Here is a 19,305-nt window from a genome sequence, read left to right as displayed (position 1 = left end):
ATTTTTTGTCAAAAAATGTGTTTTGAACTATTATAATTGACAAAAGTCACTTAATTTTATCAACTATTAGTTAATTTTGACAAGATTATTAAAAGACAAAAAAGTCGTTAATAGTTAATTAATAAATACTTAGTTCAAAAAACGTAAAAGATAGAGGCATTTTTACTCAGGTGCATTTTTTTGTAAAAATTTGTTAAATGCATTTTTTTTTATCTAATTTGTTGCTGAGTATTAAAGGTGAGTGAGTTATTTACTAATATTTATAAATTTTTATTCTATGAAAAAAATTGCGCTAATGCTATTGGGCATTGCCTTGTTTGGCGTGCTTGTTGCTGAAGCACAGGTAAAAAGTATCACAGGTACTGTAACCAGTGTCGATGATGATATGGGGATACCAGGTGTTTCAGTAAGTGTTAAAGGTACCACTATTGGTACAGTTACAAATCTTGACGGGGTATATCAGCTGGACGTTCCAACTGATGCTACTGCGTTGATTTTCTCGTTTGTGGGAATGAAAACGCAGGAAGTTGAGATTACTGGCTCAACAATTGACGTGGTAATGGATGCTGACCTTGTTGGTTTAGATGAAGTGGTGGTAGTTGGTTATGGTACTGCTACACGTCAGTCGTTTGTTGGTAGTGCCAAAACGGTTTCAAGTGAGAACATTAAGAGTAAGTCAATCTCAAACGTTTCTCAGTCATTGTCTGGTGAGGTAGCTGGTGTAAGTGTTATCAATACTTCAGGTCAACCTGGTTCAACCGCCACCATTCGTATCAGGGGATTTGGTTCTGTTAACGGTAACCGCGATCCTTTATATGTTGTGGATGGTGTGCCTTACTCCGGATCGTTAAATGCTCTTAACCCTAACGATATTGAGTCAACTACCATTCTGAAAGATGCAACTGCAACTGCTATTTATGGTTCGCGCGGAGCAAACGGTGTAATCTTAATTACAACCAAAAAAGGTATGGATGGCGAAAGTATTATCGAAGCCGATGTTAAATACGGTGTAAACGTAAGTGGTATTGCTCGTCACCAGGTAATTCAATCGCCTGAAGAATATATTGCTCTTTCATGGGAGTCAATGTATAACAGAGGTGTAGCAACAGGACAAGCTGATCCGGCTGCCTTTGCAAATGCCAACCTGTTTTCAGGTAGTGGTATCAATCCAAAATACAATATGTGGGATGTTGCAAGTGTTGCTGATCTTATTGACCCTGCCACTGGTCAGGTTCGTTCAGGAGTATCACGATTGTATGATCCAGAAGATTGGGAAGATTATGGTTTCCAAAATTCAAACCGCACTGAGGCTAATATTACATTCCGTGGAGGTAGCGAAAAAACCAAATATTTTACATCAGTAGGTTATTTGAAAGATGTTGGTTATATCATCAACTCAGACTTCGAGCGGATCAATGCTGCTATTAACCTGGAAACAAAAGTTAAACCATGGTTAACAACAACTGCCCGAATGACTTATGCGTTAACTGAAACTAATAACAATGGTCAGTCGGAAGACTCCGGAAGTATTTTCTGGTTTACCGATAACATTCCATCGATTTACCCGCTGTTTTTGCGTGATGAAAATGGAGCTTATGTTGAAGATCCTATTTTTGGAGGTAATCAATACGATTACGGTAACGACCGTGGATTTGGAGCATTAACCAACTCAATTGCAGATGCACATTACGATAGATCTCGTACCGATCGTCATCAGGCAACAGGAAATTTCTCTGCCAACATTAAAATTATGAAGGGATTAACCTTCGAGAATACTTTTGGTGCTCAGTATTACATGAGTAAGTATAACAGCCTTAATAACCCATTTTACGGATCAGCAGCCGGTCAAGGTGGTTCTATCTATAAATTGGATGAGCAGATGTTTACTTATAATGTGTTAAACCTACTGCGTTATAAAACCGAATTTGGTGAGCACTCAGTTGAAGCGATGGCTGCACACGAAGCCAACTTCTGGGAAAGAAAAAGAAATACAGCAAGTAAATCAAAAGCAGTTCACCCTGATATTGATGACTTGAACAACTTTATTATTGTTTCTTCACCTCCAACTTCGTACACTGATAAAGTAAACCTTGAAAGTTATTTCGGTCAGGTTAACTATAACTACATGAACCGCTACTACTTGTCAGCATCTGTTCGTCGCGATGGAACTTCACGTTTTATCGGTGATAACAAATGGGATAACTTTGGTTCGGTTGGTGCGTCATGGGTAGTTTCAGAAGAGTCGTTTATGTCTAATGCGCCTATTGTTGATTACCTGAAAGTTAAGGCCAGTTATGGTGTAATTGGAGAGCAGCAAGGTGTAGGATTTTATCCGGCTATTATTTCATTTGACGTAAGTAATCTGGATGATCAAATTTCAATTTCAGAAAGAGAAGTAGGTAATTCTGAATTAACTTGGGAAACATCAAAAATGTTCCAAACCGGTATTGAATTTGCACTTGGCGAGTATGTTGATGGTTCGATCGATTATTACATGAAAAATACCGATAACCTGGTATTCGACAGAAGGGTTGGGCCTTCAGCCGGATATGCTTTGCTTACTGTAAACGATGGTCGTTTACGTAATAGTGGTATCGAGTTTGATTTTACCGGTCATATCATTCGTCAGTCTGATTATACTTTAGATATCACACTTAACGGTGAAATGTTGAACAACGAGATCATCGATATGCCACTCGACCCGGCAACAGGAGAACCTAAAGTATTAGATATTGCAGGTCGTTTTGGACGTGCAGAAGGACATTCATTATTTGATTTCTACACGAGAGAATGGGCGGGTGTTGATCCGGCCGATGGTGTAGGAATGTGGATTCAGAACTATTACGATGAAAATGGTAACGGTATGTTGGATGCAGGAGAAGGAATTACTTCATTGTATGAATACCAACATGAAAATCCTGATCATGAAATAAGTGCCACTACAACAAAAGCTTATTCTTCTGCAACCACTAAATATGTGGGAAAATCTTCTATCCCTAAAGTACGTGGAGCATTCCGTATTAATGCAATGGTTAAGAAATTCTCTTTAAGCGCTCAATTCCTGTATAGCCTCGGTGGTTATTCATACGACTTTGTATATGCTCAATTAATGGATAATGATCAAGTGGGTGGAAATAATTGGTCTACAGATATTTATGACAGATGGCAAAAACCTGGCGACATAACTAATGTTCCACGTTTGTCGAGCGGATATGATACAAATGTTTCCAGCTCATCAACTCGTTTTATTACTAAGGCTGACTATCTAAGCTTAAACAACGTACGTTTGGGATACGATTTCTCTAACCTGGTTAAACAATGGGGCATAACCGGATTAACTTTATTTGTTTCAGGTGACAACCTGTTCCTATTAAGTGCTCGTGACGGTTTTAACCCTGCAACATCGGAAACAGGAACTTCTGACTGGTATACTTACAATCCGTTGACTACGTATACTATGGGATTAAACGTAAAATTCTAAGAAGTGATTTTGAAATTAGATAAAATGAAAAGTATTATGAAAAGAATATATATATTATCACTCATAGCGGTGTTATTCTTGGGAATAACCGGCTGTGGAGACGATTTCCTCGAGGTTCAGCCAACCCAGTTCTTATCAGCAGAACAGGTAGCTGAAGCAGCTGAAAACAATCCGGATGTAATTGCTGGTAGTGTTGCTGGTATTTATACGCTCATGTTCAATACTGGTACTGGTGGAACAACCGGGCACGATGATTTCGGACAGAAAGGTTACGATATTTTCAGTGACTTCTTATCTAGCGATATGGCACTATCAATAAGTACTTACGGATGGTATCGTAGAACTTGTGAATTAACTGAAACAGTTGACTATACCAATAATACGAATTACATGCCATGGAGGTATTATTACCGTTTAATTCGTTCGGCTAACACTGTTATTGCAACGCTTGGTGGTAACGATGTTACACCAGAGAATGAAGAAAATCAACATTTGATGGGGCAGGCCAAAGCATTACGTGCATACTGTTATTTCTATTTAACTCAATTCTATGCATTGGATTATGAGCCATCAAAAGAAATTCTTCCAATATATACCGATCCAACGCAGCCTAATCAGCCAAAGAGTACAACAGCTGAAGTTTTTGCACTGATGGAAAGCGACCTTACGGCGGCCATTTCTCTGCTGGAGACCTTTACCCGTGATGGAAAACACCAGGTTAATAAATACGTTGCTGAAGGATTGTTGGCCTATGTTTACGCATCGATGGGTACCGAAAAGCTTGCTGAAGCAAAATCTTTAACAGAAGATATCATCAACAATGGTGGTTTCACCCTAATGGATTCAACTGAAGTGGTTTACACAGGTGATGCTTCGATTGGTGGTTTTAGAGATGTTAATACTCCCGGATGGATTTGGGGTGTTGATATTACTTTGGATAATGGCCTTGACCTGGTTTCATGGTGGGGACAAATGGATTTATTTACTTATAGCTACCAGTGGGCAGGAGATAAAAAAGCAATCGACCAGGGTCTGTACGATGCTATTCCTGCTGATGATGTAAGAAAAGGTCAGTTTTATGCGGATGCAGCTTCTTCAAACTACCTGATTCCTTTGAACAAGTTTTATCCTGCTAATAGAACTATTGGAGCACAACGTAACGTTGAAACAGACTATGTTTACATGCGTGTGGCTGAAATGTATTTATTACATGCTGAAGTATCTTCTAAACTTGGTCAGGAAGATGCAGCGAGAACAAGTTTAAAAGCTTTGGTAAGTCATCGTATGGCTGATGCAAGTTATATCGACGGTCTTTCAGGTCAGGCTTTACAAGATGAAATTTACCTGCAAACGCGTATTGAATTGTGGGGTGAAGGCAAGAGCTATTTGGCTATGAAACGTAATAAAGCAACTATTGTAAGAGGATCGAACCACTTATCGTTGGTAGGAGAATCAATTCCTTACAATGATCCAAGGTTGACTTTTGAAATTCCGATTGAAGAAATTCAGAACAACCCAAATCTTGATTCTGGTAATAAGTAAGAAGTATTTCTGCTTAGCAGATTATATTAATCAGAAAAATTAAAAGAATATGAAAAACATAAAATATTTATTCCTGTTTGTCGCTTCTGTTTTCTTATTAAACAGTTGCGGTGATGATATGCCAGGAACAGAAGATCTTGATTACATTGGTTTTGAAGGAGAATCAGTGTCTGTTGTTGTGAATAAGAACAGTTCGGCCGATGTAACCATAAAAGTTTATACCACGCAAATTCAAGGTTCAAGCAGAACTTTTGATTTAGTGGTCCGCGAGGAATTAACAACTGCGGCAGCAGGTGCATACTCAATACCTGAAACAGTAACTGTTCCTGCTAACTTAAATGTTGGAGAATTTACTGTTACTATATCTGACGTAAATATTCCATCTGAAGGAGTTGAGGCTGTTGTAGCAATTGTTGCAGAGGATGGTGTGCTTACCGGCGAAAATCTAACATTTGAAATTACCAAGTATTGTCCTCTAAATATCGACGATTTTATCGGTGATTATTTAATTACAGAAGAGGGGTATGGTACTTATGGTACTACCATTACTAAAGACCCCGACGTACCAAATCGTATTTGGATAACAAACTTTTGGGATTGGACTAATGATTTGGCCTATTATGATTTCGATCCTGAAAGCGGCACTGTAACTATGCCTTCTCAACCTATTGTTATGGGAGATGGTAATACTTACGAGTGTATAGGTACCGGAACTTATAACGCTTGTGCCGGAACATTCCATATGGAATATAGTGGTGATGTTGCTGGAACAGTTCATGATTTTGCTCCTGCAAATTAGAATTGGATAAAATAAAACGAAAGCCGCTTCATTAAGTTGAAGCGGCTTTTTGTTTTTAGCTATTCAGCAGGTGACTAGAGGTCTCCTGCTGAATTTATTTAATAAAGAATATTTGAACTTAGGACACAAAAAACATTCATGATTTATGGAATCACCAACAGGGATGAAAGGATATCAATATTGTTTCACGCAAAGAAAAGAAGAAGCGCAAAATTCGCGAAGGTATAGAATCTGTTTTGCGTGCTTTGCGAAAACTTAGTGATCTCTACGTGAACTTTATTGTTTTTACCAAAGTGACTTTCAGAAAAAAAGACCGTCTCAAACGAAACGGTCTTTTCTATAATATCTTTTTGTTCTACTTAGTCGTAGCGATGTTCATCTGCACTAGGCCTATCACTATCGCACGCACATATTTTATCCAATCCTTTTTCGTATTGCTCCAACGCACGCAGGCTCATTCCCATGTTCGAGAATCCACCGTCGTGGAAAAGGTTTTGCATGGTTACTTTTTTCGTCAAATCAGAGAAAAGTGTGATACAGTAATCAGCACATTCATCACCGGTTGCATTACCAAGTGGCGACATTCTTTCCGAGAAGTCCAGCAAGCGGTCGAAACCTTTTACTCCGTTTCCGGCAGTGGTAATGGTTGGCGACTGCGAAATGGTATTTACCCTAACGTTACGTTCACGGCCATAAATATAACCGAAACTACGGGCAATCGATTCCAACAATGCTTTTGCATCGGCCATATCGTTGTAACCAAAGAACGAACGCTGTGCGGCTACATACGACAAGGCAACTACCGATCCCCATTCGTTAATAGCATCCAGTTTACGTGCCACCTGAAGTACTTTATGAAAAGATACTGCAGACACATCGAGGGTTTTGTCCAGGTAGTTATAATCCAAATCACTGTAGTGGCGGCCCTTTCTTACGTTTGGCGACATGCCAATAGAGTGTAAAATGAAGTCGATTTTGCCACCTAAAACCTCCATTGATTTTTTGATCAGGTTTTCCAGATCCTCAACATTGGTTGCATCGGCACCAATAACTTCGGCATTAATTTGCTCTCCCAATTGATTTGTTTCGCCCATACGAATGGCAACCGGGGTATTTGATAATGTCACTGTGGCTCCTTCTTCATGTGCTCTTACTGCCACTTTCCAGGCAATTGAATCGGGATTTAGTGCCCCGAATATAATTCCCCTTTTTCCTTTTAGTAAATTGTTACTCATAATTTGTTTTTATGAAACGAGTATGCCATTTGCATACACGACAATGATTATAAACAAGCGAAATTCATCTGTTACTATAAAATATATGCAGATAAAAATTCGCCTGCAAAGTTAATTCAGTTTAAATAAATTATTCACGAATGATCATTTTTCAGCTGTTAAGTCTGCTTTTTTAACTTTTCTCATCGAATTTTGTTCAATAACATTCGAAAATATGAATGTTATACCAATTGTAATGTAAAATGCCGCAAAGCAAATTTTACATTTTACAATGGTTAATGCCGATAGACTGAAATAGAAATCCCGGGCTTGGGATGACAATTTTGAAGCCATCGGTAATAATAGCGAAAAGCTGTGTTATAATCTTTCAAATAGCAACTGCTTTTTTTAGCTTTGAAATCAAATAAAAACTGTTACCTATGAAACGAATATTCATGCTGTTTATAGCAACAACTCTATTCTTTAGTTGTTCTACAAACACTAAAAAAGAAGTAAAAGAAAACACAAAAATGGAAGTGAATCCGGAAATAAAAAAGAAAGCTGACGAATTTGTATCGTTTAAATTAACTACCGATTTAAGCGTACTTACCGAAAATGAAAAGCAAATGTTGCCGATTCTGCTCGAAGCCGCCAAATTAATGAACGACATTTACTGGCAGGAAGCGTACGGCGATAAAGACGAATTGTTGAGTCAGAACTGGGATGAATACACCCTGAAATTTATAAAGCTGAATTATGGTCCGTGGGAGCGTTTAAATGCCAACAAACCCTTTTTACCCGGATATAATCAGAAACCTGCAGGTGCTAATTTCTATCCGACCGATATGACAAAGGAAGAATTTGAAGCCTGGGACGACGAAACAAAAACAAGCCTGTATACCCTGATACGACGCGACGAAGACGGTGCTTTAAAATCTGTACCATACCACATCGCATTCGGAAAGGAAATTAGAAAGGCTGCCGATCTTTTGCTTCAGGCAGCAGAACTGGCCCAAGATGCCGGACTGAAAAAATACCTGGAAGAAAGATCACAAGCATTGCTCAGCGATGAATATTATGCCAGTGATGTGGCATGGATGGAGATGAAAAACAACACCATCGAATTTATTATTGGCCCCATCGAAAATTACGAGGATCAGCTTTATGGATATAAAGCCGCCCACGAATCGTTTATCCTGATAAAAGATAAAGAATGGAGTAAGCGACTGGAAAAATATGCAGCATTGTTACCGGGCTTGCAAAAAGCATTGCCTTGCGAACAACCATATAAAAATGAAACGCCGGGTGTTGATTCGGATATGAATGTTTACGATGCCATTTATTACGCCGGCGATTGTAATGCTGGGAGTAAAACCATTGCCATTAATCTTCCAAACGACGAAGAGGTTCGCGAAACAAAAGGTAGCCGTAAACTGCAGTTGAAAAATTCGATGCAGGCTAAGTTCGATAAAATACTAGTACCAATTGCCGATCTGTTAATTGCAGAAGATCAGCGCCAACATGTGAAATTCGATGCATTTTTCGAGAATACCATGTTTCATGAAGTGGCGCACGGTTTGGGATTAGGAAATACGGTTGATCAGAGTACTACGGTTCGTGAAGCTTTAAAAGATGCCTACACATCAATTGAAGAAAGTAAAGCCGACATTCTTGGCTTGTGGTGTGTTTACCAGCTAAACGAAATGGGCGAGTTGGGCGAAAAAGAAATGATGGACAACTTCGTAACATTTATGGCCGGCATTTTCCGCTCGGTACGTTTTGGCGCTGCCAGTGCACACGGTAAGGCCAACATGATGCGGTTTTACTACTTTCAGGAAATGGGAGCTTTTACACGCGACGAGGCCACTGGAACCTATCGTGTTGATTACGAAAAAATGAAAGACGCCATGATGAACCTGTCGGAAATTGTTCTTAAAATTCAGGGTGATGGCGATTATGAGAAGGCCAAACAAATCCTTGAAGAGAAAGGTTTTATTCGCGAAGCACTTCAAAAAGACCTCGACCGGATAGGAGAAGCCGGCATCCCGCGTGATATCGTTTTTGAACAGGGAGCAGAGGTTTTAGGACTCTAACCTGAAAAATTCATGAATTTTTCACAAAAAGTGTTGACGATTGAAAATCTGCACCTTACGTGCTTTGGTAATGTATATTTTACGATTTTCAATGTCAAGGTTAACCCTGACAAATAATTGTTTTTTAATTATTTCGTCAGCCCTTCGGGTAATTAATTCATTTCTATGAATTAATTAGGTTAAAAATACAAGCCGGGAAGAATTAAACTTCCCGGTTCTTTTTTCTCCAAAATTATTCTTCGTCGTATTTAACTCCCCGTTAACAACAAATTCGGTGCATTCAAGGTTATATTTGTAATGTGAATCAGATAAAGAACATAGCGGTTTTATTTCTGGGAATGATATTTCTGTTGTCAACTTCCGGATTCGTTTTGTACAAAAGCTATTGTGCATGTTCAGGCGAGGATTACACCAGCATTATCGTAAAACCTGCAACCTGTGAAACCGAATTTCATCAACATCACAAACACGATTTGTCGAACAACGAAATAAGCTGTTCTGAAGGCGAATGTCATGAATGCCAACCAATAGCTGAACATTCAGATACGTGCGGATGTGAAGCGCCTGAATCGATTTTTATGAAATTGATGGATAAGGCGGTTAATGATGAAGTAAAGTTCGTCGCCGTTCAGCCGGTTGAATTAAAAGTGTTCAGCGCCGAAATTCTTTGGGAACTGAAAACGAATACGGAGGACAACCTCAATAAACGTTATTATGCTGATCCTCCGCCCAGGATAAAATCCTCTCTCGACTATCTTATCCATATTCAACAACTTAAAATCCCTTCGTTAGCTTAAGATTGGTTCTGTGTACACAGAACACTGCAGTTTTTGCAGCAATATAATTGTGCATTTCTGTATCCAATGGAGATTGCACGCTTTGATTTATAATCTTAAGAATAATGAAGAAATACATAATACTTTTATTTATCCTGTTTCCGTTTCTCTCGAAAGCACAGTCTGTTTCAGGTGTGGTTTTTAGCCACGAGGCGAATGGGAAACAACCACTTCCGGGGGTGAATGTGGTTTGGGAAGGCACCAGCGAAGGTACTGCCTCAATGCCCGACGGAAGTTTTACATTAAAGAACAAACCGGGACGAAACAAGCTGGTTTTTAGTTTTGTTGGTTACGAATCGCAAACCGTTCGTGTGAGCGATAACGATCCTTTAGAAGTGGTGCTTCAACCCAATCTTGAATTGGAAGAAGTTACAGTGATTCAAAAGGATCGGGGAACTTATTTGTCGGTGATTAATCCCATACAAACCGAAAATATTAGCGGAGCAGAGTTGCACAAGGCGGCCTGCTGTAACCTGGCCGAAAGTTTTGAAACCAATCCTTCGGTGGATGTTAGTTACAGCGATGCCGTTACCGGAGCCAAACAAATAAAGCTGTTGGGGCTCGACGGTACCTATTCGCAACTTCAGGTGGAAAATATGCCTGCATTGCGTGGTCTGGCAACCACCTTTGGATTAACTTATATACCCGGCCCGTGGCTGGAATCGATTCAGGTTTCGAAAGGAGCGGCTTCTGTGTTGAACGGTTACGAGTCGATTGCCGGGCAAATCAATGCAGAATTGAAAAAGCCGGACAGCGAGGAAAAACTTTTTCTGAATGTTTTTGGCAACGACGAAGGCCGTTATGAATTTAACGGAAACACAAATATTAAAGTAAAAGGCGATACACTTACCACCGGTATTTTTGTACATGCCAGCGATGTGTCGAAAGAAAATGACCACAATCATGATGGCTTTCTTGATTCGCCGCTTTCGAGTACTTTTGAGGTGGCCAACCGCTGGAAATACAATAACCACAGAGGCGGTATGGCTCAGGCCGGATTTACTTTGCTGTGGAACGACAGAATGGGAGGTCAGGTTGGTGCTAATAGTGATATGATTCCTTCCGTAGACAATCCGTACGGTGTTAATATTGAAACCAACCGGGTAGATGCATTTTTTAAATCGGGAATCGTATCGCAAGATAATCACCGTGCCCTGGCAATTTTGACCAATTTTGCCCGTCATGAAACCAAATCGTATTACGGCTTATCGCGTTACGATGCCGATGAAACACGTTTTTACGGCAACCTGGTTTACACACAGGATCTGGATTTAGCAGCAATTCATGTACTAAATAGTGGCGCCAGTTTTATTTACGACGATTTTAACGAAATGCTTTACAATCAGGATGTACAGCGCACCGAAAAAGTTCCGGGAATATTTACGGAATACACCTTTAAACCCAGCGATAGGCTAACCCTGATGGCCGGTATTCGTGCCGATTTCCACAATATTTTTGGGAATTTTGTTACGCCCCGTATGCATTTCCGTTATCAGTTTGCCGACCATTATACCATTCGTACAAGCGCCGGAAAAGGCTACCGAACTGCAAATGTAATTTCAGAAAATACATTTTTGCTGGCCAACTCTCGCCCAATTAGCTGGACGGAAGATGCGGTTCAGGAAGAAGCCTGGAACTTTGGTTTTGCATTTATTCAGAATTACAAATTACTGGATCGCGACCTGAGTATCAATGCCGAATTCTTCCGTACCGAGTTTCAGCAAAAATTGGTGGTTGACAGGGAAACGTCTTCTGAATTTATATATCTGTTGCCTTCAACCGAAAAGGCGTATGCTAATAGTCTTCAGTTTGATGTGCGCTGGCAACCTGTAAAGCGCCTGGATATGTTGCTGGCTTACCGTGTTAATGATATTAAAGAAACCATCGGTGGCGAATTAAAAGATGCGCCTTTAACCAGCGATTACAAGGGGTTGATCAATTTAAACTACACCACCAATCTGAAGAAGTGGATGTTCGATTACACCATTCAGTTTAATGGTGGCGGACGCATCCCGCGTGTTTATGAAGAGTGGATGAATCGGGCAGATATTGCGGGAGACATTTTTGAGTTCTCGCCCTACACAATTATGAATGCACAGGTAACGAAATATTTCCGCTACTGGAATATTTACCTCGGGGTGGAAAACCTTACTGATTTTACACAAAGTAATCCGATTGAAGGCACCGACGATCCGTTTGGCGAAAATTTCAGTGCTACCAATATTTGGGGGCCAACAATGGGGAGAAAAATCTACCTCGGATTACGGTTTAATTTGAATTATGAATAACCAGCTAAAAGCGAAATGCTTGACGCATAAAAATGAACAAGATGAAAAAGCTGATTTTATTATTTACAATGGCAGTGTTTATTGGTTTTGCCGGTAACGAAACATTTGCACAGAAAAAAGAGAACAAAGTGGTTTGCTTTAAAAGCAACATGGACTGCGCCGACTGTGAGAAAACAGTTACCGAATACCTGAAATTTGAAAAAGGGGTGAAGGACCTGAAAATTGATCACGTTTCAAATACCATTTTGGTGGAATACAAAGACGGAAAAAATTCGGATGAAGAACTGGCTGCGGCTATCGAAAAAAAAGGCTACAAGGCAGATAAGATTACCAAAAAAGAATACGAAGAAATTGTAGCAAAGAATAAAAAAGAGGAGTAAGAAGTTCATAAGGAAAGAAAAAAATCGCCTGATTAAGATGTAAAAAGCTGCCTGTATTCAGGTGGCTTTTTTCTGAAAGTCACTTTGGTAAAACAAAAAGTTCACGCAGAGATCTCTAAGTTCTCGCAAAGCACGCAAAACAGATTCTATACCTTTGCGAATTTTGCGCTTCTTCTTTTCTTTGCGTGAAACAATATTGACAGCTTTTCATTCGTGTTGTTGATACCCGGGAAGCATTGTTTTTTTTGAATAGGCTTTGCCATGGTTTAGGTTTTATTGTAATCTTTGTAAATAAAAATCATGCAACCCATAATCGACCACATTGAAATTACGGTAAAAGACCTTGAACAAACCGTTTCGTTTTATGATCAGTTTTTGCCCTTACTGGGTTTTAGTCTTGAAAAGAAAACAGCAGCTTATATTGCTTCGCACGACAAACACGTGGTTGAATATTCGCATCCCAATCTTTGTATCGCACTTACTTCTCCGCGTGAATCGTTAAAAGATGAAGCTGTTCACCGCCGCCGGCCGGGAGCACTCCATCACCTGGCTTTTAAAGCTGAATCGCGCAAAGAAGTTGATTATGTATATTCAAAATTGCTGGAAATAAATGCTGATATTGTAAGCACACCACGTTTATATCCCGAGTATCACGAGAACTATTATGCCGTTTTCTTTAAAGCTCCTGACGGGATCAAGTTTGAGGTGGTTTGTCAGGAAGCAGAATAAGCTCAACTATCGCTTATCGAAGGTTTTTAGTCCTTTATACATCTTTTTGTGTAGTTCATCAACCAATGTTGTTTTCTTGCAAAAACAGGGCTAAATTTGAATAAAATCAAATTCTACAGCCATGTTCCGCTTTGTTCGTTTATTTGTTTTTGTTGCGCTTTGCGCTGCATGCTCAGCAGATAGCGGCAACACTTCTTTTTCAGGCTTTTGGGAAGGTCCACATCCCGAAGATCCCAACAAAAAATTTTATGTGCAGTTGATTGATGCAGATAGTTCTTTCGCAAAAGGCTACTGGACTGATCATAGATTTTATGATTCAGGATTTCAAATCGACAGTTTGATGATTAGCGATAATTCCATCCGCTTTTTTGTGCCAAACTGGAATTGCACATATTTGGGTGAACGAACCGGAAATACAATTCGTGGAGGTTTTGCCTGCGATGGCGAACCTTTTGATTCCGTGATGCTTGTGAAAAAGGATGGAATAGCACGATTTCTAACCGATGCGCTACCGGGTTGCCACAATACTGATTATAAATATCACTGCAAAAGTCCTAAACAGCTTGAAGATCTTTTACCTACCTCGCATACTCGAAATGAAGGCGATTCGCTGTTTATCTATTCACTACTACCGCAAATTATAAACGGCGATTTTGGCCGCCTCAACTCTTTTCTACTAATCAGAAATAATCAACTGGTATGCGAGGAATACTTTTATGGCTACGGACAAAATACGCTTCATCAGGCTGAGTCAACAACAAAAAGTATTACCTCGTTGCTGATTGGAATTGCAATGGACAAAGGATTTATCACCGGATTAAATGAGCCGGTGGCAACAATTCTGGAAGTTCCGGATTTTGATAAGCGAATCACGCTAAAACATTTGCTTACCATGACTTCGGGCTTAACACCCAACGACGAGGAACTTTATTTTAGTAATGACCGGATAGCCACAATTCTGTTGCGTGAATTGAATAATGAACCGGGAATCAAATTTCAGTACGATGGTGGAAATACGGAGTTGCTGGGTGCCATTCTCAAAAAGAAAACAGGTTTGTATGGCGACGAGTTTGCCAAAGAATATTTGTTTGAACCTTTGCATATTACGCATTACAATTGGGATATCGAAAAACAAAACAGATATCCTTGTATGGCCGGTTCGCTGGAAATAACGCCGCGAGAAATGGCAAAAATAGGGTTGATGTTGCTGAATAAAGGGAGATTCAACGGCCAACAAGTTGTTTCTAAAGAATGGATAGAAAAGTCGACAAGCTTTAAAACGCACACGCATATTCCGGGCGATGATTATGCCTTTCAGTGGTGGAATCTCATGCTAAAATCAGCAGGAGAGGAGTATCCCTGTATTTGGGCGAACGGATTTGGCAGTCAGTTTGTTTATATTTTCCCAACGCTAAATGCCGTAATTGTTACCACCGGGCACAACTACGAATTCGACTCATGGGCCATAACTTCAGGAATTGAGACGTATCTACATTTATTGAAATAAATGTCAAGGCAAAAGGAAAAAGGAAAAAGTTGCGTGCTCCGAGTTGTGCGACAATTTTACAATTATCTCTAATAATGCCGCTAAACTCCCACTATTAAAGCATTGAAGCATTTTAGCATTAAAGCATTCACAAATTAACGCATATCTCAAAACCACAATCCCTCAGTCCCTCAGTCCTTCAGTTCCTCAACCTCCAATAACAAATCATTACCATTCAAAAATAAATACCATATTGTACGAATTGCTATTAATCAATAAGTAGCTTTGTAAAAATGGAGCTCAAACAGAAATACAACAACTTCCCGTTCAATCCATCAAAAGTGCCCTTCTTTTATGGCTGGGTGATTTTATTTGCCGCCACCATTGGTGTGTTGTGCAGTGCGCCCGGACAAACAACAGGGGTTTCAACGTTTACCGATTATCTGATCGAGAACATTGGAATTAGTCGCGACCAGATCAGCACCGCCTATATGTTTGGAACCATAGCCAGTTCGTTTATTCTAACTTATGCCGGGAAATTGTACGATAAATACGGCGCACGTTGGGTGGGCATGGCCGCAGCACTTACGCTGGGTTTTGTTTTGGTTCTGTTCAGCCAGTCCGACCGAATTATCAAAGCCATCGTTCCGCAGAGTTCAAACATTTATGTTGGCGTGGCAGTAGCTACTTGTATCGTGTTCTTTTTTATGCTGCGTTTTTCGGGGCAGGGCGTAATTACCATGGTTTCGAGAAATATGCTGATGAAGTGGTTTATTGCCCGCAGGGGATTGGTAAACGGTATTTCCTCGGTATTTGTATCACTTGGTTTTTCCATTGCTCCGCTAAGCTTCGATTTGTTAATCGTTGGAACTACGTGGCGCTGGGCCTGGTTGCTTATGGCAATGGGAATCGGTGTTGGCTTCTTCCTGTTTGTGTTTATTTTCTTCCGCGATAATCCTGAAGATTGTGACCAGATTCCCGACGGAGAAATACACGGAAACAAGGAGCACGATGTAATCATTAAACCGTTTAAACAATTCACGCTTAAGGAGGCACGTAGTGGACTGACATTTTGGTTATTCGTACTGCCCTCGGCCATTTACGCCATGTTTATTACGGGTTATGTATTCCACTTGGTGTCGGTTTTTGGCGAGGCCGGCATCGACAAAGAGCAAGCACTATCGGTGTTTATTCCCATGTCGATGATTTCGGTGGTACTTGCTTTTGTTGGCGGATGGATTAGCGACCGCATAAAACTTCAGTACCTGCTTTACTTTATGCTGGCCGGAATGGTAGTGGCTTTAATCGCACTGGCAAATATTAACACCGGCTTTTATTACTACGCTTTTATAATTGGCAGCGCTATCCCAAGCGGCATGTATAACGTGCTGTTAAGTGTAACCTGGCCACGTTTTTACGGCCGCGATCACCTGGGGAAAATCACCGGCTTTGTAATGGCCATTATCGTTTTCTTTAGCGCTCTGGGGCCAATCTTTTTCAGCTTATCGCATTCGCACCTGGGCAGCTATTCGTATGCCATTTATACCTTGCTCGGAATTATATTGATTATTTCGGCTATTAGCTTTAAAGCGCATAATCCACAGGATAAGTACGAGAAGTAATATCCGGCAGAAATCGTAAATAGCAAGTAATACGTGTTGAATAGAAAAATTATTGGTCCTGTTCTTCAGAAGGCCTAAACCATAAAAACCAACACTTACTGATGGTCATCCATTTATACAAAAAGCAAATGAATTGAAAAAATAAGAATAACACTTATTCAAAGTGTGCCGATAAAAAATATTAGGAGTTCAGCTAAGAGCCCCAAAAGGGGCGACAGGCAATAATCCGACAGGGATTCCATCTTTTTATAGAGATGGAATCCCTTTTTTGTGTCAATGCCTAACTGCTTGAAATACTGTGTTCCCGCAGCTTTGTAAAATAAAAGCAGCCACGCCGGAAACCATTTTACACGCGTGTAAAATAAAAGCAGCTAGTGCTGAAAGCACATTTCATAGCTGTAATGTATTTTCCGCATCATCTGCTAAGCCATTTCATTTGTGTAATCCGTAATCAGCCGCTGCTGAACTAACTTTTCAATCGTGAAAAAGCCTTTCAGCCCATGCCGAACTTACTTTGCAGCGTTGTCAAATGCTAGCAACATTGGCTGAACTAACATTACTCAGCTGTAATCATGTTGCTCATGTTCAGGTATATAATGTCGCACAACATGTTTGCGGGGGTTGACTTAAGTAATCATATGTTTTATTTTTATACTTCTATTAATCAATCCGATCTGAGATAACACACAAAATAAAAATCAATTAAATAACAATTCAAACATCACCATTTTAATTATTAACCTTTAATAACATTACTATGAATACTGTTAATCATGTATCCTTAACCGACTTGCGCAACAGCGAATATTTTAACCTTATTTTCGACCTGAAAAGTTTGTTGCCCGGGGTTATTCCATCGAACACTAAAACCGACGAAGTGTTGGCCGATTTTGAAGAACTTTATACCGAACTCGACACCGTTAGCAATGTTGATCAGGGAAGTATTTTAACTGAAAAAGTGCAGGCTGCCGATACCGACAGGGGCAATACCTGGAAAGCCATGGACTTAATGATTGATGCCCATCTGCTCAGTCCTATACCCGAAGAAGTGGAGAGCGCCAAAGTATTGCGCCGTGTTTTTGATGTTTATGGCGATTTCAGAAGAAAAACCTATGTAGCCGAATCGGGCGATGCCAAAAATCTGATTCAGGATTTGGAAAAACAAAAAAACGAGGAGCATGTAAAACGGGTAAAACTTAGCCCGTGGGTGCCGATATATAAAACGCAGCAAAGCTCTTTCGAGGCCTTGCAAAACGAGCGCGATGTGGAATCGGGGTACAAATCGAGCGGAAATGTAAAAGCAGTGCGTTTAAAAATGGACCCGCTGTACCGCGAAATTATAAACCTGGTGAATTCGTTTATATCCATTGGAATGGCAACCCCCGAAATGGAAAATTTTGTAATTGTAATGAACGAAAAAATTAAACGCTATAACGATTTACTGGCTATTCGCCAGGGACGTAACGAGAAGGAAGTGGACAGTGTAGTACCCGAATCGTAACAGATAAATTCGGGCACACATTTGTGAAAATGGCATCCAAAGGGGTGTCATTTTTTTTAATACTCCCGCAACCCCGACTCAATATATTCCAGTTGCCATATCCTGAAAAGCAACGGATCGTCGGGTATTTCCGTCGGTTCGGCAGCAAGCAGCCTGTCTATTTTGTCTTTCATTGCTGAATTAATCGCTACCGTATTCATCACCGCTTGGCGCGAATAATAGTAGGTTTTGTTCTTTAGCTGAAATTCTTGAAACGCCATTCGATCGGGCTTTACATCAAAAATACGTATCGAATCGTAGCCAATTCCTGTGCCGTTATAGCGCCGGATATAACCGTTTGATGTAAGCACATCTTCATCGTTGGCCAGTGCGGTAGCGACCTTATTGCGAAATCCTGCTTTCTGAAATCGGTTTTTAAAATGAAAGGAACAGTAGTTTATGCCAATGTCGATGGAATGGTCGTGGGCATAAGCAATAAGTTCCAATGCTGCCAGTTCCGACTCTAAAACCACCGGCTGCTCGGCATGAATGTAAGTGTAGTTGTGTTTCGACAATTGTTTTACGTTGTGTTGCGTAAGGCGAAGTTGATGCAAATTCAGGTTCGAAACACCTGCTTTTACCATTTCGGGCAAGAGCTTTTTTAAACGCTCCAATTCTTCGGGTACCGCTGGAATTTCGATGGTGATAACCGGTATGATACCTTTAGCCGCTGCAATTTTATCGAGCCGGAACGCTGTGGCACCAATATCAAAACGAACTTCGTTAATTCCGGCTGCCGCCAGTTTTCTGAACTTTTGCGTTTCGGCCAGAATTCCGTTGGTATACATCCAGATATAGGTGTCCGGGTTACATTTTCGTCGCACCTGTTTCAGGTAACTCAATGTGCGGTCGTACTGCAGCAAGGGTTCGCCACCACTAAAACTCACGCCTTTAAACCGGAAATGATCTACGTATTCGGCAAAGGCCGCCGGATCGGCGAAACTCAGATTTTGGGTGGTGGGCAAATGGTCTTCCTGCTGCGATGCCGGGCAGTAAAAACACGAGGCATTACATTTACCGGTAATAAACAAACAGCTCCATTGCCCAAGGCCGCAAAGCTTGCACCCGTTTGATAGTTGTTTGTAATACGGTTTGGTGCCTTTAAATAAAATATTCTCCGCCTTTTCCAGTAAAACAACTTTTTTCTCCTGCGCTTCGTGGGCTGAATAGGTGTTTAACCATTTAAGGTTTGTCCACTCCGAAAAAGCAGACTTATTGTTGTTAACCAGCTGATTCTGCCAGTTATAATACGTTTCCATTTCAAAAAAGAACGATCAAATGAATAGTTATTGAAT

Annotated in this window: 13 protein-coding genes; 11 read left to right on the top strand and 2 right to left on the bottom strand. The window is 40.3% G+C overall.

Annotation, left to right across the window (positions count from 1 at the left end; genetic code table 11):
- The first annotated feature begins 277 nt into the window (after positions 1-277).
- Genes LH29_RS19655 through LH29_RS19645 form a run of 3 tightly spaced genes read left to right on the top strand, consistent with a single transcriptional unit; the run spans position 278 to position 5,822 of the window.
- Positions 278-3,481, top strand: coding sequence for a SusC/RagA family TonB-linked outer membrane protein (locus LH29_RS19655; protein ID WP_045032989.1), 3,204 nt, complete (start codon positions 278-280; stop codon positions 3,479-3,481).
- A 36-nt stretch (positions 3,482-3,517) separates the two neighbouring features.
- A complete protein-coding gene (locus tag LH29_RS19650; RefSeq protein ID WP_082063883.1) occupies positions 3,518-5,023 on the top strand; it encodes a RagB/SusD family nutrient uptake outer membrane protein in 1,506 nt (501 codons plus the stop codon).
- 49 nt (positions 5,024-5,072) lie between these two features.
- Positions 5,073-5,822: a hypothetical protein gene (locus tag LH29_RS19645; protein ID WP_045032986.1), complete on the top strand. Its 750-nt coding sequence runs from the start codon at positions 5,073-5,075 to the stop codon at positions 5,820-5,822.
- A gap of 359 nt (positions 5,823-6,181) precedes the next feature.
- Here the strand turns inward: LH29_RS19645 and LH29_RS19640 are convergent, their stop codons facing one another.
- Entirely contained in the window at positions 6,182-7,057 is an 876-nt protein-coding gene (locus tag LH29_RS19640; RefSeq protein ID WP_045032984.1) for an enoyl-ACP reductase FabI, read from the bottom strand.
- A gap of 419 nt (positions 7,058-7,476) precedes the next feature.
- Between LH29_RS19640 and LH29_RS19630 the strand changes: the two genes are divergently transcribed.
- The 8 genes from LH29_RS19630 (at position 7,477) to LH29_RS19595 (ending at position 17,971) form a co-directional block, all read left to right on the top strand.
- Entirely contained in the window at positions 7,477-9,129 is a 1,653-nt protein-coding gene (locus LH29_RS19630; RefSeq protein WP_045032982.1) for a dipeptidyl-peptidase 3 family protein, read from the top strand.
- Between the two features lie 299 nt (positions 9,130-9,428).
- The gene (locus LH29_RS19625) at positions 9,429-9,926 is read left to right on the top strand and encodes a hypothetical protein (RefSeq protein ID WP_045032981.1); all 498 of its coding nucleotides are present in this window, start codon (positions 9,429-9,431) and stop codon (positions 9,924-9,926) included.
- Positions 9,927-10,030: 104 nt separating this feature from the next.
- On the top strand, positions 10,031-12,253 hold the full coding sequence (locus tag LH29_RS19620; protein WP_045032979.1) for a TonB-dependent receptor: 2,223 nt from the start codon (positions 10,031-10,033) through the stop codon (positions 12,251-12,253).
- Positions 12,254-12,294: 41 nt separating this feature from the next.
- Complete coding sequence (locus LH29_RS19615) at positions 12,295-12,633, top strand: heavy-metal-associated domain-containing protein (RefSeq protein WP_045032978.1); 339 nt, start codon at positions 12,295-12,297, stop codon at positions 12,631-12,633.
- A gap of 300 nt (positions 12,634-12,933) precedes the next feature.
- Positions 12,934-13,362, top strand: a complete 429-nt coding sequence (locus tag LH29_RS19610; RefSeq protein WP_045032976.1) for a VOC family protein — start codon at positions 12,934-12,936, stop codon at positions 13,360-13,362.
- Positions 13,363-13,483: 121 nt separating this feature from the next.
- Entirely contained in the window at positions 13,484-14,869 is a 1,386-nt protein-coding gene (locus LH29_RS19605) for a serine hydrolase domain-containing protein (RefSeq protein ID WP_045032975.1), read from the top strand.
- Between the two features lie 272 nt (positions 14,870-15,141).
- The gene (locus LH29_RS19600) at positions 15,142-16,470 is read left to right on the top strand and encodes an MFS transporter (RefSeq protein ID WP_045032974.1); all 1,329 of its coding nucleotides are present in this window, start codon (positions 15,142-15,144) and stop codon (positions 16,468-16,470) included.
- Between the two features lie 757 nt (positions 16,471-17,227).
- Positions 17,228-17,971: a DUF6261 family protein gene (locus LH29_RS19595; protein WP_045032973.1), complete on the top strand. Its 744-nt coding sequence runs from the start codon at positions 17,228-17,230 to the stop codon at positions 17,969-17,971.
- A gap of 56 nt (positions 17,972-18,027) precedes the next feature.
- Here the strand turns inward: LH29_RS19595 and LH29_RS19590 are convergent, their stop codons facing one another.
- Complete coding sequence (locus tag LH29_RS19590) at positions 18,028-19,269, bottom strand: radical SAM protein (protein WP_052671111.1); 1,242 nt, start codon at positions 19,267-19,269, stop codon at positions 18,028-18,030.
- Between the last annotated feature and the right edge of the window lie 36 nt (positions 19,270-19,305).

This window comes from Draconibacterium sediminis (assembly GCF_000949475.1).
GTDB lineage: Bacteria > Bacteroidota > Bacteroidia > Bacteroidales > Prolixibacteraceae > Draconibacterium > Draconibacterium sediminis.
Note: the sequence above shows the minus strand (reverse complement) of the source record. Positions and strands in the feature narration are given on the sequence as shown.